Here is a 13099-nt window from a genome sequence, read left to right as displayed (position 1 = left end):
CGCCCCCGGGCCCCGCCGCGCGGGCCCCCCCCTTGTGGGCCTCGGGGCCAACGGCCGGCCCCCCCCCGGGGGGGGCCGGGGGCCCGCGGGGGCCCCCCCGCACCCCCCGTCAGCGGCGGTTCATCTTCAGCAGCTCGAACAGGGCGGAGTGGGCGTCGGTCCACACCGGGCCGCCGCCGCGGATCCGGTGCCAGCGGGCGGAGCGGGCGGCGAGGGGACGCAGGTCGTCCGCCGACCGGGCCATCGCGACCCACTCGGACGAGAACGACAGCTCGTCGCCCTTCGGGGCGGTGTCGGACGCGGTGAGCGTCGCCAGCCCGGCCGCCCGGCCGGTCGCGCCCAGCATGGGGGCCAGCTCCAGATTGCGGTTCGACACGTTGAAGACCAGGACGCCGCCCGGCGCGAGCTTGGCGGCGTACAGCCCGATGGCCTGCCGGGTGAGCAGATGGGTCGGCACCGCGTCGGAGCTGAAGGCGTCCAGGAGGATCATCCCGTACGAGCGGTCCGGTGCGTGCCGGAGCTCCAGGCGGCCGTCGCCGACGATGGTCCGCACGCGGCAGGGGCAGTCGCGGAGGTAGGTGAAGTAGCGCGGGTCGCGGGCGATGCGGACCACCGCCGGGTCGATCTCGAAGAAGTCCATCCGCTGCCCCGCGCGGCCGTACGCGGCGAGGCCGCCGGCGCCGAGCCCCACGACCGCCACCCGGCCGGACTGCGGCCCCGCGCCGTACGCGGCGAACACGTCGCCGATCGGCCCGCGCCGCGCGTAGTACGAGACCGGCGTCATGCGCTGCCCGGGCGCGCGCAGCTGGAAGCCGTGGACGGTCGTCCCATGCACGAACGTGGCCCGCTCGTGGGTGAGCCGCACCTGGTACTGCCCGAAGAACGTGCGCTCCCGGTCGGTGCTGTGCGACTGCTTGACCGTGAACGGGACCAGCACCGCCACCACCGCCACGGCCGCCAGCACGCGGGGCCGCCGGACGATCAGCAGGATCCACGACGCGGCGAGCGCGAACCCGGCGCAGCGCAGAGCCGTCGAGTCCATGAAGCACAGCAGCAGCGCGGCGAGCGGCGCGGTCACCAGGAACGCCCACCGGGTGAGCGCGGACCCCGGGATGCTCCGCGCCGGCCACCGCGCCGCCAGCGGCAGGAGGCCGAGGCTCGCCACGACCACCGGCAGTTCGGCGGTCCAGTTGAACACCAGCGGGGCCACGATGCCGTTGAACAGGCCGCCGAGCGCGCCGCCGACCGAGGTGACGAAGAAGAACTCCGTCAGCCGCCGCGGCGCCGGCCGGTCGGCGGCCAGCAGGCCGTGGCAGGTGAGGCCCGCCAGGGCGAGCAGCACCAGGTCGAGGGCGACGGCCGCCGGGGCGTACCCGATCCCCCCTCTGATCAGCGTCCAGGGCAGCACGACCGCGGCGATCGCCGACACGACGACCGCGGCGGGCAGCCCGCGATGCGTGCGCAGGGCGAACGCCACGATGAAGGTGACCAGGTACAGCGCCAGCGGGATCACCCACATCAGCGGCACGGGCGCGATGTCGGTCGACATGTGCGCCGTGACGCCCAGCATGAGCGAGGACGGCACGAACGCGAGGAACAGCCAGCGGCCGCGGCGGCGCCATCCGATGCGCTCCTCCCCCGAATCCTGGGCGGTGGCCTCCTCCGCGGGCTCGGTCTCGGGAGCGCCGGTCGCAGGGTGCCGGACCGCCCGGCGGACCACCACCGCGCACGCGGCCATCAGCGTCACGAAGACGCCGTAGCCGATCGCCCACCAGGTCGCCTGCCCGCCCACCTCGGCCGCCGGCTCGATGAAGAGCGGGTAGGACAGCAGCGCCAGCAGGCTTCCCGTGTTCCCGGCCGCGTAGAGGAAGTACGGGTCGCCGGAGCGCGGCAGGTCGGACCAGGAGTACCAGCGCTGGATCAGCGGGCTGGTCGCCGCGACCGCCGTGAACGGCGCGCCGACCATGACGGTCAGCACCAGCAGCAGCCACAGAGCGGGTGGAGCGGACGCCGGGGCCCCCGCCCATTCCGGCGCGGCGATGGGAAGCAGCGGGAGCGGCAGCAGAATGAGGACCGCGTGGAGGATCGGCTGCTTTCTCGCGCCGAGCCGCTGAGCGAAATGCGCATATCCGTAACCGAGCAGCAACGCGCCCTGAAAGAACAGCACGGCCGTGTTCCACACCATCGGCGATCCGCCATAGGCCGGCAGGATCATCTTGGTGACCATCGGCTGCACCACGAAGAGGAGGCCGGCCCCGACCAGGCCGGCCAGGGTGTAGATCCCGACCAGCACGGGCAACCGCCACCGTCCGCTCCGCGCTGCCCGCTCGTTCCGGCTCGGGGACTCGACGACGACGCTCAACTGCGCGCTCCTCGCGATAGGTCGGTGTCCGCATGCGGCGGTATTCGTCGATGAAGACCTCTCCGCGGCCGAGCGTAACTGTGCCCCGGAGTCATTTTTGAGGGCCCGGGGACCCAAACTCGGCCCGGTTTATCAGGTGCGGAAAACCTGGGTCCGAGGGCCCAGGGAAACCACTCGGGACGATCGGCGGGGAGTTGGCCGGGAGCGTCGAGCGGCGGCGGAACGGGCCGCCCCGCTCAGCGGTCGAGGCCCCAGCGGTAGATCACGTCACGGCCGTGGGTCAGCCACGTTCCGTCTCCGAACGGCACGGCCGGGGTGAGGTCGTCGAGGTGGCTCTCCTCCGGGTAGGCGACCATCCCCAGCGGTCGTCCGGAACTCACCAGCCAGTGGCTGGACGGGCGCCAGCGCTCCGCGCCGAAGAGCTCGGTCTCGATCTCGTCATAGTCGTCCTCCAGTCCGAGGAGCAGGAGATCGTCGCTCAGATGGCCGCCGCTGCCGCCGGAGAGGTAGGGGGCGATGTGCACCGGCTCGCTCTGCTGCTCGGAAGCGAAGACGTCGGCGCAGGTGACCACGGTGGCGGTGTCCTTTCCGCGGGCGGAGTGCCATCGCACGTCGGTGGTGTCGCCGCTGTCGCTCGGGCCGATGGTGACGAACCCCGAACCGGAAGGGTCGCCGTCCAGGAGCGCGCGGTCCGCGGCGTGCGAGACCGCTCCGCCGGGGCCGACCCGGAAGGTCATCGCTCGGGCGGCGACGCGGAGGCCCACCGCTAAGGGGCGCGCGTCGGGCCTCAAGGCGAGGTCGACGGAACGTTGACGGCCGCCGACCGGGACGGTCAGCCGGTCGAGTTCGTCGCCCGCGACGCTGAGGAGCGCCAGGTCGACCGCTCCGCGCGGGTCCGCGCCGCCGGCCGCCGCCGGGTCGGGAGGGACGGCCAGCCACACCCGCGGTTCGGCTCCGGCCGGCTTGACCCAGCGCACGTAGCGGACGGGGTTGCCGGCCGGGCCCGCGCACGGGCGCTCCCAGAGCAGGGTCCCGTCCCGAGAGACGAGCCGGTAGGAGGTCTCGTCCACCAGCACGGCATGGGACAGGTCCGGGGCGACCGGGCCGGTCCCGATGATCGGCCGTCCCCGGGCGCGTCCGGCGAAGAAGGCCGCCGGATCGGCGGACCGGGCGCCTTCCGCCGTGATGTCGTGGGCGGCCAGACCCTGTTCGGTGCGGACGAGCAGGCGCGGCACGGGCCCGGTGCGATCGATCACCCCGGCTCCGCTGCCCAGCAGCCTGGTGTTCTTCGTGCGGTATACGAGCAGCAGCCGTGGACGGATCACTCTGCCTACCTCCTTCGTGCGGCGCACGCCGCCAGAGACGATGCTCGGGGACCACGACCACACCCCACCGTGCCACGCCCCGAACCGGCGGCACGATGGGGCCGTCATGGCGGATTCAGGGCTTTGACCGGGTCGGGATACATGGTGTACAGGTACGGTTTCCCGTTCGCGTCCAGCTTGTAGATCGCGCGGATCGTCGCGTTCTGGAAGTTGATCGCCTTGAACTGCGCGGGGTCGGCGGCGTTCCGGTACCACCCCTTCATCCGGCTCGCCGCCCCGGCCGGCAGGTCGTTGATCGAGAGCTCCACCGCCTGCGTGCCGCTCGCGGGGAAGGTCGTGAGCTTCGCCCGGGCGGCGCCCTCCGCCAGCGCGAAGTCGAGCGGGTCGCTGAACTTGGTGGAGAAGGGCCCGACTTTGTGCGTCCCGTTGGTGATGGCGTCGGTGTTGTCGAGCGTGCCGTCCGGGCGGCGGGGATTCGGGTTCATGGGGTCGACCTTGGTGGCGTTGTCGCCCTTGACGTACCCCTGGTAGTTGCTGGTCGGGCCGTAGAGCTGCGGCGTTCCGTCCGGGTTGTACTTGGGCTCGCCCAGACGGAGCCTGATGCGGTCGTCGGGCGGGTCGAGGTGGCGCTGGACGCCATGGGCGCCGGGGCCCGCGTTGCGGAGCTGCGCGATCTTCTTCAGGGCGGCCTCGCGCAGGGCCTGGTCCACCCTGGTCTTGCTCGCGTCGGCCTTCTCGCACGGGGTCGGCGCGACCGCCCGCACCTGGACGGCGAGTCCCCGCGCGCCGCGGAGGGCCGGCAGCGTCAGCGCACCCACGGGGGCCGAGAAGGATCCCCCGCGGGGCGGGCCTAAGGCCCCGGGTTTGCAGCCGGCCAGTCGTTTGGCGTCGTCGGCCTTCTGTTTCGCCTCGTCGGCGGCCTTGCGGGCGCCGACGAGATCGCCGGACTTGGCGGCCTTCGCGCCGCGTTCGGCGGCGCCGGCCGACTCCTCCGCCAGCTTGCCGGCCTTGCCGAGCTTCGAAGCGGCCCTGCCCAGCTTGCCGAGCTTGCCTATCTTGCCGACGCCCTTGCCGACGTCGTAGTAGGGGATGAACCAGGAACCGACGTTCCAGATCGTGCGGCCGGTGGCGCCGAGATAGTTGCCGTCGTTCCACATGTCGACGGTCTCGTCGTCGACCACCATCTGGCGGAGCGCGTCCCAGGGGTGCTCGAAGATGTACTTGCCGGCGTCGATGATGGTGCCGGGGTCGGTGACGAGGTCCACCAGGCCGGTGACGTCGTCGACGATCGCCTTGCCGAGGCCGTCCCAGAACAGTTGCTTGATGCCGGTGCCGAGGCCGCTGAAGAAGTTGCCGACCTGGTCACCGAAGCCTTGCGTGACCGCGTGCAGCGGCGATAACCCGGTGTACGCCTGGTTCCAGCCGGGCCCACCGCTGTCGTTGCCGCCGTTGCCGCCGTTGCCGGTTCCGCCATTGGTTCCGGTTCCGCCGTCAACGCCGTTCCCGCCGTTCCCGCCCTCGGTTCTCGGGCCGGTGCCGCCGTCCGGATTCCCCGTACCTCCGTCGAGGCCGCTCCCTCCCCCGCCTTCGGGGGACACGCAGCCGTCGCCCTGGAACACCTTGCAGATCGCGCCCCTGGTCCTGGGCGAGACCACGTTGGGAATGGACATGGCCAGCAGCCCGGTGATGATCGCGGACGCGACGAGCACCAGGCTCGCGTACTCGATCGCGGAGGCGCCGGAATCCCCTTTTCGGCCCTGCCAACGACCGCACCACATCGCGCGAACCCCCGATACCCCGTGCATATCAAGATTGATGAGAGTAGACGGAGTTCTTCGGCGGGGCTTGGGCCCTGGGACCTAATTGAGTTGCCGACCGTTAATGCCGTGCCGCCATGTGGGCACATGGCACGCCGAGACTGGGTCCGCAGACCCAGAACCGCACGGAAATGCCAGGACGTTCACGATCGGACAGGCCCGGGGGCCCTGGGGATTACCTCGTTAAATGTTTACCGTGCTGAAGTATGCGCGCTGTGCTTTCGGCCTGGTTCTCGGCCGCGCTCGTGGCGGCGCTCGCGGTCTGCACGTTGAAGGTGATGGCCCCCGCGATCGAGCGGGGCGAACCCGTCGACGAGTACGCCCAGGTCCTGCGGGTCCACCTGCCCTGGTTGCTGTTCTGCACCTTCATGGCCGTCACCGCCGGCAGCTACGTGCGCGACCGGGACGGCGGCCCCGGCCGGGTCCTCGCCGCGCTCCCCGTTCCCCTGCTCGGGAGTCTCGCCGCGGCCGTCCTCGGCATCCCGTTCTCCGACACCGCGGTCGGCGTCATCCTCCATCTCATCGAGGCGGTCCTCGGCGTCGCTCTAGGACTGGCCCTTTCCAGGACCCTTTCCCGCCGCTGGGCGGCCGAGGTCGCGGACGCCGGAGAACGCCGCGGCCGGCGAAAGGCCCGCCGGTGAGCGGTGGGCCCGGAATTGGGTCCCTGAAAGGGCCCGGGGACTCTGGGGGACCCGTCTCCGCCGATCTAGTTTCGGGGAATGCGGTTAGAACGCTCACGGCATGTGTTCAGAGGGCGAGCACATCAGGAGCGAGGTGCGAGCAGCCTGGAATACGGCGCCCTCATTCTTGTCGGCGCCATTATCGTGGGCACGCTGGTGACGCTCGTCTCGACCCGGGTCGAAGGACGCGTCGGCGATGCGGTCTGCGGGGTCTTCGGAGGGAAGTGCGCGGACGCGCGGCAGCGGGCAGGCGGCCTCGGTGACAGCGGAGGGGCCGGCGGCGGCGACGGCACGGGCCACGGTCCTTCGCCGGTGCCGAGTCCGAGCCCCGGGCCGACCGTTCCGCAGCCGCCGACACCACCGCCGCCCAAGGAGCAGTCCGAGACCGAGAACGTCCTCAACGAGACCCAGCTCGGCCGCGACGCGCTCAAGTGGGTGAAGGACCACGGGGTGCGGGTCATCTACCGGCCGGGCGGCGGGTCGTACTACGACGGTGACGCGAACGTGTTCTACGTCGACACCAACCAGTCGCCCGAGGACCGGGCCAACACATTCGTGCACGAGGTGAACCACGCCGAGCACCGGAACGACCCCGATATCAAGAAGCTCAGCCGCGACGAGTTCATCGACAAGTCCATCGACGAGGAGACCGAGGGCACGGTCGAGGCCATCCAGAACAACCAGGAGTTGCAGAAGAACCGGAACGGCAACGCTCCCGACACACTTCTGCAGCAGGAATACGAAGACGCGTACAACGCCGCGGTCGCACGAGAGAACGCCGCACGCCAGAAGGCACAGCGCCCACCGCTGGACGCCGCCGGCGAGAAGGCCGTGGGAGAAAAGGCGGGGCGTGAGAGAGTGAAGCAGGCATTTGTCAACGGAGAGGTCGTCTCCTCGGTGGACGGGCACAAGTACGCCGACAACTATGGGAAGGCATGGGATGACGCACATGACTGTTTCCTGTGGATCTTCTGCTGACCGGCGTCGTCCCGGCCGCCTCTTCGCGGGCATGGCGCTCGCCCTCGTGGCGCTCGTCCTGGCGGGATGCGCGTCGAGCTCCGGGGCGGCCGGCTCCAGGACGCCCGAGCCGAACACGAGGCCTGACGAGCGGCTCCGCCAGACCATCAGCCAGGGCCTGCAACGCGAAGGCCGGCAGGAGGAGGCGCGGATCGTCGCGTTGGGCGGCAGCCGGCTGACCCGGGTGGAGACGCCGTTCCTGCGGACCTGGGCCGTCTACCGCGTGGACTACAGGCAGAGCCCGCACCCGGTGCAGCTCCACGTCGCCACGGGCGGCGACCGCGTCGAACTGCTGACGGGCGTCCCCAAGGCCTTCGGAGAGGTCACCGCCGCCGACGGGACGACCGTGACGGACGCGGCCGCCGCGGTCGCGCTCGCGCGCGCCTACGTGGAGACGACCCGCCCGGGCGGCGTCCTCACCTATGTGGTCGGACGGGTGGAGGACATCGCCTTCCGGCCCGGCATCACCGGCGACGCGGCCAGGCGCCGCGACGAGATCCTCGCCGAATACCGTTCCCGCATCAAGGAGCCCGCGGCCAGGGCGGGCGGCGAGGGCTTCACCGTGACCCTCTATGCGGTCAAGGACAAGGCACTTCAGCGGCACGACATCGGAGTCACCGCGAAAGGGGCCGTCGACGACCGGGTGGAGACGCTCGTGCCGGATCTCCCCGTTCCGTACACCCTCTGACCCGGCGGGGCCGGCGGGCCGCCCGCGCCATTTCTCATTGGGCCTCAGGGCCCTGTCTTCCCGATCAACGGCTCCTTAGAGTCTTTCCGGGGGTCATGGGGCCGATCTCGTGAAGATGGGGCGCAGATGCTGCGACGGATCAGATCCGCTGGCGGGCACGGGGGCGACGCGGGGGTCGCCACGTCGGTACTGGTCATGGGCGTCGCCATCATGCTCGCCGGCGGCTTCCTCATGTTCGGCCGGATCGCCCAGGCGGGCGACATGCGGAACCAGGCGCAGATCGGCGCGGACGCGGCGGCGCTCGGCACCCTCGCGCCGCTCCGCGACAAGGCCGTCGACCAGTTGGTGGGCTGGGGCCGCGACCCGTCGTCCGTCGGCTACTGGATGGTGGACTCCCCGCCCGAGAAGGTCGCGGAGAAGTACGCGGACAGGAACGAGTCCCGTGCGACCAAGGTCCGCTTGAGCGGGATGCTGGGCTACACGGCCATGGTGGAGGCCGCCACGAAGCTCTGCCAGCTCAAGCAGGAGGACGAGCTGACCGAGAAGGAGAAGGACGATCTCCGGAACGGTCGGAACCTGTGCACCGACAGGGCGGGGAAGAAGGGCATCGGCCGTTCGGGGACGGCGCGGGCCGTCGCGAGGATGATCCCGCCGCAGTGCGAGTACAAGACCGGGCCGGGCCCGGAGGGCTCCACGGGCAGCGGACCCGTCGTGGAGATCACGTGCGGCGACGGCCACGTCCGGGCCTTCCCCAACGGCGACCGGGCGGCCGTCACCCGGCTGTTCAAGATCAGGCTGGTCGACGACGAGGACCCCGTCGCCTACACCGGCGCGCCGGACGGGCTGAGCGGCGGCAGCGGCGCGGTCGTGTCCGAGTGCGCGAAGACCGGCGAGAAGCCGGCGGAGGACCTCGAGTTCGGCGCCGCGGTGGTGGCCTGGTCGCTGTGCTGGCTGGGCACGCCGTACGCGTGGGGCGGCGGCAACTACAGCGGGCCCACCCGGGGCATCTGCTGCTCCCCCGGCGGTTATGACGGGCGCCTCTACTTCGGGTTCGACTGCAGTGGCCTGACGCTGTACGCGGTGTACCAGGCGTCCCGGGGGCGGATCGCGCTCGGGCACTACACCGGCGACCAGGTCAGCGACCCGCGCGGAAGCTATGTGCCGACGAACGCCCTCAAGCCCGGCGACCTCCTCTTCTTCGGCGCGCCCCCGCATCACGTCGCCATTTATTACGGGGACGGGAAGATGGTGGAGGCTCCGCAGACAGGGGACGTCGTGAAGATATCCCCGCTGCGTCCGGTGACCTCGGCCCGCCGATTCGGCTGAGCCCCTCCGGCAGGGCCCTATAGCACATCGGGCCCCCACCCGGGTCTGCGGGCCCTGGAAGTCGGGAAAAGGCCGGTCTACCGTTCCCGGCATGCGTGAGGGATCTCGCCGAAACGTCGGCGCACAATGGCGGGACGCCGGAGCCAGTGCGATCGAGTACGCGGCATTGGTCGGCATCGGATCGGTCCTCATCGGCATGCTCGTGCTGATGATGCCCAATCCCGTCCTCCCGGCGGCGAAGAAGGCGATCTGCGAGATCTTCGGCTCCGGCTGCGAGGCGCCGGAGTACGACTACAAACCTCCGGCCTCGGCGTGCCTCACCGGCTCCGACTCCAAGAAGGTCGGCTATTCGATCACCGCATTCTCCGTGAAGTTCGGGCAGAACTTCCAGTTCGTAAAGGTCAAGTACGCCGACGGCTCGACGCGCATCACGATCGTGCCCGCCGACTACAAGCTCGGCGCGGAGGCCGAGATCGGCGCCAAGGCGCAGTTCGGCAAGGGGAGTTTCGGCGGGGATCTGGGCGCGAAGGTCGAAGGGTCCCTCAACTTCAAGTACGGCGACACCTGGGTCTTCCCCGACGACAAGGCCGCCGACGACTGGCTCGACGACGTGAAGTGGGACCTGGCGCGCAAGGAGGGCGAGAAGGTCAGCCCGGGGCTCTGGGCCTTCGACAAGATCACCGGATGGGAGCCCAGGACCCGCGATCCCGAGATCACCCAGTGGGAGGTCGGCGCCGAGGGCGTGTTCAAGGTGGCCTCCGCTCTCGGCAACCTGACCACGAGCACCTCGGGTGAGAAGAAGGTGAAGGACATCGCGACCGGAATCGAACTCGAAGGCAAGGCCGGGGACGCCGCGCTCGTCACGACGGACCGGAGCGGTTCGGCGAAGGACGGCTACCCGAAGACCACCTACACCTTCCAGGTGAAGGGGAGCGTCAAGGGCGGCGCCAAGGTGCTCGGCTACGGGACGGGCGGGGAGGCCACCTACCTCGGCCAGACCAGGATGACCTTCGACAAGGACGGCAGATTAGCGAGCATCACCTGGCTCACCACGCAGGAGAGCAACTCCAACCAGAGTCTGAAGAACCCGGGGAAGAAGAACGGGAGCGGAACCGGGACCGGCAAGCAGGTGACCACCACCGCGACCACGGTCAACTTCGACGACTCGAACCGGGCGATCGGCGAGAAGTGGATCCGCGACAACTCCTTCATGATGCCGTTCCAGACGATCCGGAACGCCGTCGACGAGAACGGCTCGGTGGTCTCCAGGGACCCCGGGCCCAACGCCGACCCGCTCGACCGGCTCATCTACGAGCGCGGCCTGGTCAGCAGGAACGTCTACACGGGGAATGTGGACGAATTCAAGATCGCGGCCGAGCTGGCGGCGGAGATCAAGTTCGGCGTCGAGGGCGGCTACGAAGGGGAGACGCAGCAGATCACCGACTCCCAGTACCTCGACCCCCCGCAGAATGGTGAACGGACCTTCCAGCAATGGCCGGAATGCGCGAAGAACTGAGAGGGCTGCGATGGGTGCGAAGAGACTGACGGCGGCGGGCGCTCTCGCGGTCGTCGCCGCGGTGGCCGGCTGCTCGTCCGGCGGGTCGGGGAAGACCCCCGGCGGATACGTCCGGGGCGACGCGAAGGTGCTCACGGTCGCCTACCCGAAGGACTGGGGGCGGGGCCCGGACGGCGACGCCGCGCTGTCGGTGCAGTCCCCGCGGCGGACGGCCACCCTGTCGGTGATCACGGATCTGGGCGAGCGGGGCCGTCCGGAGATGCTGGAGGCGACCATCGAGGCCGCCTCGATGATGAACGCCCGGGACTACCACCGGACGGGATCGAAGTCGATCAAGGTCGCGGGGGCGAAGGACGCCCGGCGCGTCGACTTCACCTTCAGCGGCTTCCGGGGCACGGGCGCCCCCGGGCAGGCCGCCGACGTCGGCGTGATCGGCGGGAACGGCAGGATGCACGTGGTCCGGCTGATCTGGCGTCGCGGCGAGCTCAAGGACGACGTCGTGGACGGCGTCATCGACTCGATCAGGGTGCGCTGAGATGGTCCGGATGCTGGGCGCCTGGGGCGCCGCGCTGGTCGTCTGGCTGCTCGGCTTCTCGATCGTCGCGCGGCTGGCGGCGGGGGCCGGGGGCGACGGCGAGCCGCTCTCCGACCTCGACCGGATCATCCGGCTGGACCTGCCGTGGATCCTGGTCAGCGTGTCGATGGTCATGGTGGCCGGCGCCGTCCAGCGGGACCGGGCGCGGCGGGTGCGCTGGCTCGCGAGCGTCCTCGCGGTACCGCTGCTGGCCGTCCTCGCCGGGGTCGCGGCTCCGGTCGGCGGTGACGCCGACGCGCTCTCCGTGGTCCTGTACGTCGCCGAGGGAGTCGCCGGGACGGCCGGAGGCCTGGCCCTGGCCGCGCTCTTCGGCGCCGACCGCGAGGAACTCGGCGGGTACTGGTGATGCCGTTGTGGTCATTCGGCCTCATGGCGCTGGGGTTCGGTGCGGCCTTCTGCGCCGTCGGCGTCCACCGCTACCGGGCGGGCCGGGCGTTCCTGTCCTCCGCGCACCGGGTCGCGGGAGTCGTCGCCGGGATCCACCGGGTCGAGAGGACCGACACCTACGAGTTCTTCCCGGTCCTGCGCTTCAGGACGCTGGACGGCGCCGAGATCGAGACGGTCGGCCAGACCAGGGGCGGGTCGTTCGAGCTGACCCGCCTCAAGGGCCGGCAGGTGGCCGTGTTCTACGACCCGCGCGATCCGCGCACGGCGCGGATGGACACCTCGTCCGGGAGGGGGACGGCGGGCTCGGTCGGCACGGCGGTCTTCGGCTTCTTCCTCGTCCTCCTCGGCGTCGGCCTGGTCTTCGCGGGCCTCACCTGAGGACGGGCCGGTTCCGCGGCGGTTCCGGGGGTCAGAAGTAGGAACCGGCCGCCGGCGCCTTTCCACCGAAGTAGGCCTTCGCCTCGGGGCGGAACAGCAGGACCAGGATGACGATCGGGAGTACCAGGTTGAGGACGCCCCGGGGGTCGCCCTGCCCGAGCCTGGCGAGCGAAAGCAGGATGTAGAAGATTTCGAGCGCGATGATGCCGCGCCGCAGCCCCGTCCCGCCGTTCGGAACGCGCAGCGCCAGCAGCAGGCTGAGGACCCCGGGAAGGGCGAACCAGAGCGCGGCGCCGATCGCGGCGGCCGTGACCCCGACGGCGGCGAAGAACGCCAGTGTCATGACGAGCGTGAGCCCGGCGGCGGCGAACATCAGCACGCGCACGGTCCTGACCTGATTCGGCATGACACCACCATCGCGTGTAAAGGGCGCTTCGCACAACGCCCGGCCGCGGTGCCGGCGGAAATTCAGGCCCTTGCACCAGCCATTTTAGGTCCCAGGGCCTAAAGCGGAGCTTCGGTGAAAGCGTTCCGCTTTCCGCACGCCATCCCCATGGCGCGTGAAGCGCGCCTTTTCCCGATGCCCACGCCCCCGATTGGGTCCTGGGGCCCATGTGCGGGGCCGGTGCGGCGGATTGAATGGTGCGGGGCGCCCCGCAGCCGGCGTCCGTCCGGTCAGGTGCCGGGGCATGGACAGGGGCGGATCGGGGCGAGGGCGATGGTCGCGTTGGTGCTGGTGCCCGCAGGGCTCGTCGTCGGCGTGCTCGCGGCGCCGTTGGCGGCGCCGTACGTAGGTGACGTCACCCACCGGCACCGCGTGATCCTGGGCCTGGTCACCGCGGCGCTCTTCGGCGTCCTCGGGTGGCGGGTCGGGTTCGAGCCCGTCCTGCCCGCGCTGCTCTACCTGGCCGCCGCCGGCGCGCTCCTGGGCTTCATCGACGTCGGCGTCAGGCGGCTGCCCGACCGGTTCACGCTCCCGTCCTACGGTGTCGCGGCGGTGCTGCTCGC

The 13099-nt window shown here is 70.8% G+C and carries 12 protein-coding genes and 1 pseudogene; 9 read left to right on the top strand and 4 right to left on the bottom strand.

The genetic code is table 11. From position 1 onward, the window contains the following. Positions 1-109: 109 nt before the first annotated feature. From AB0K37_RS34600 to AB0K37_RS34590, 3 genes are all read right to left on the bottom strand, one after another. Positions 110-2362, bottom strand: a complete 2253-nt coding sequence (locus tag AB0K37_RS34600; RefSeq protein WP_363988268.1) for a fused MFS/spermidine synthase — start codon at positions 2360-2362, stop codon at positions 110-112. 236 nt (positions 2363-2598) lie between these two features. Next, positions 2599-3687 carry a hypothetical protein gene (locus AB0K37_RS34595; RefSeq protein ID WP_363988266.1) on the bottom strand — a complete coding sequence of 363 codons (1089 nt, stop codon included), beginning with the start codon at positions 3685-3687 and terminating at the stop codon, positions 2599-2601. 104 nt (positions 3688-3791) lie between these two features. Next, positions 3792-5396 (bottom strand): hypothetical protein, encoded by a 1605-nt coding sequence (locus AB0K37_RS34590; protein WP_363988263.1) that lies wholly within the window; start codon positions 5394-5396, stop codon positions 3792-3794. Positions 5397-5710: 314 nt separating this feature from the next. On the opposite strand from AB0K37_RS34590, the gene AB0K37_RS34585 reads away from it, so the two are divergent. The 8 genes from AB0K37_RS34585 (at position 5711) to AB0K37_RS34550 (ending at position 12091) form a co-directional block, all read left to right on the top strand. Next, positions 5711-6145: a hypothetical protein gene (locus AB0K37_RS34585; RefSeq protein WP_363988260.1), complete on the top strand. Its 435-nt coding sequence runs from the start codon at positions 5711-5713 to the stop codon at positions 6143-6145. A 183-nt stretch (positions 6146-6328) separates the two neighbouring features. Continuing rightward, entirely contained in the window at positions 6329-7162 is an 834-nt protein-coding gene (locus AB0K37_RS34580) for a hypothetical protein (RefSeq protein WP_363988257.1), read from the top strand. A gap of 31 nt (positions 7163-7193) precedes the next feature. Beyond that, positions 7194-7889 carry a hypothetical protein gene (locus tag AB0K37_RS34575; protein WP_363988254.1) on the top strand — a complete coding sequence of 232 codons (696 nt, stop codon included), beginning with the start codon at positions 7194-7196 and terminating at the stop codon, positions 7887-7889. A 126-nt stretch (positions 7890-8015) separates the two neighbouring features. Beyond that, positions 8016-9215, top strand: coding sequence for a C40 family peptidase (locus AB0K37_RS34570; protein ID WP_363988251.1), 1200 nt, complete (start codon positions 8016-8018; stop codon positions 9213-9215). Between the two features lie 91 nt (positions 9216-9306). Beyond that, positions 9307-10731 (top strand): hypothetical protein, encoded by a 1425-nt coding sequence (locus AB0K37_RS34565; protein ID WP_363988248.1) that lies wholly within the window; start codon positions 9307-9309, stop codon positions 10729-10731. A gap of 10 nt (positions 10732-10741) precedes the next feature. Continuing rightward, positions 10742-11266 (top strand): hypothetical protein, encoded by a 525-nt coding sequence (locus AB0K37_RS34560; RefSeq protein WP_363988246.1) that lies wholly within the window; start codon positions 10742-10744, stop codon positions 11264-11266. A 1-nt stretch (position 11267) separates the two neighbouring features. Then, positions 11268-11672, top strand: coding sequence for a hypothetical protein (locus tag AB0K37_RS34555; protein WP_363988243.1), 405 nt, complete (start codon positions 11268-11270; stop codon positions 11670-11672). Then, a complete protein-coding gene (locus AB0K37_RS34550; protein WP_363988241.1) occupies positions 11672-12091 on the top strand; it encodes a DUF3592 domain-containing protein in 420 nt (139 codons plus the stop codon). The genes AB0K37_RS34555 and AB0K37_RS34550 overlap by 1 nt, the downstream gene beginning before the upstream one ends. A gap of 31 nt (positions 12092-12122) precedes the next feature. On the opposite strand, the gene AB0K37_RS34545 is transcribed toward AB0K37_RS34550, so the two are convergent. Further along, on the bottom strand, positions 12123-12497 hold the full coding sequence (locus tag AB0K37_RS34545; protein WP_363988238.1) for a hypothetical protein: 375 nt from the start codon (positions 12495-12497) through the stop codon (positions 12123-12125). Positions 12498-12809: 312 nt separating this feature from the next. On the opposite strand from AB0K37_RS34545, the pseudogene AB0K37_RS34540 reads away from it, so the two are divergent. Further along, positions 12810-13099: pseudogene (locus tag AB0K37_RS34540) on the top strand (prepilin peptidase); the annotation flags it as partial.

The organism is Actinomadura sp. NPDC049753, from assembly GCF_040674655.1.
In the GTDB taxonomy this organism is placed as follows: domain Bacteria; phylum Actinomycetota; class Actinomycetes; order Streptosporangiales; family Streptosporangiaceae; genus Spirillospora; species Spirillospora verrucosospora.
The sequence above is the reverse complement of the archived record's forward strand: the minus strand, read 5'-3'. Positions and strand labels throughout refer to the sequence as shown.

Excerpts from the sequence above, each read along its gene's own strand:
- AB0K37_RS34585 (WP_363988260.1), top strand. The coding sequence starts at position 5,711 with ATGCGCGCTGTGCTTTCGGCCTGGTTCTCGGCCGCGCTCGTGGCGGCG.
- AB0K37_RS34575 (WP_363988254.1), top strand. The coding sequence starts at position 7,194 with ATGGCGCTCGCCCTCGTGGCGCTCGTCCTGGCGGGATGCGCGTCGAGC.
- AB0K37_RS34570 (WP_363988251.1), top strand. The coding sequence starts at position 8,016 with ATGCTGCGACGGATCAGATCCGCTGGCGGGCACGGGGGCGACGCGGGG.
- AB0K37_RS34565 (WP_363988248.1), top strand. The coding sequence starts at position 9,307 with ATGCGTGAGGGATCTCGCCGAAACGTCGGCGCACAATGGCGGGACGCC.
- AB0K37_RS34560 (WP_363988246.1), top strand. The coding sequence starts at position 10,742 with ATGGGTGCGAAGAGACTGACGGCGGCGGGCGCTCTCGCGGTCGTCGCC.
- AB0K37_RS34555 (WP_363988243.1), top strand. The coding sequence starts at position 11,268 with ATGGTCCGGATGCTGGGCGCCTGGGGCGCCGCGCTGGTCGTCTGGCTG.
- AB0K37_RS34550 (WP_363988241.1), top strand. The coding sequence starts at position 11,672 with ATGCCGTTGTGGTCATTCGGCCTCATGGCGCTGGGGTTCGGTGCGGCC.
- AB0K37_RS34545 (WP_363988238.1), bottom strand. The coding sequence starts at position 12,497 with ATGCCGAATCAGGTCAGGACCGTGCGCGTGCTGATGTTCGCCGCCGCC.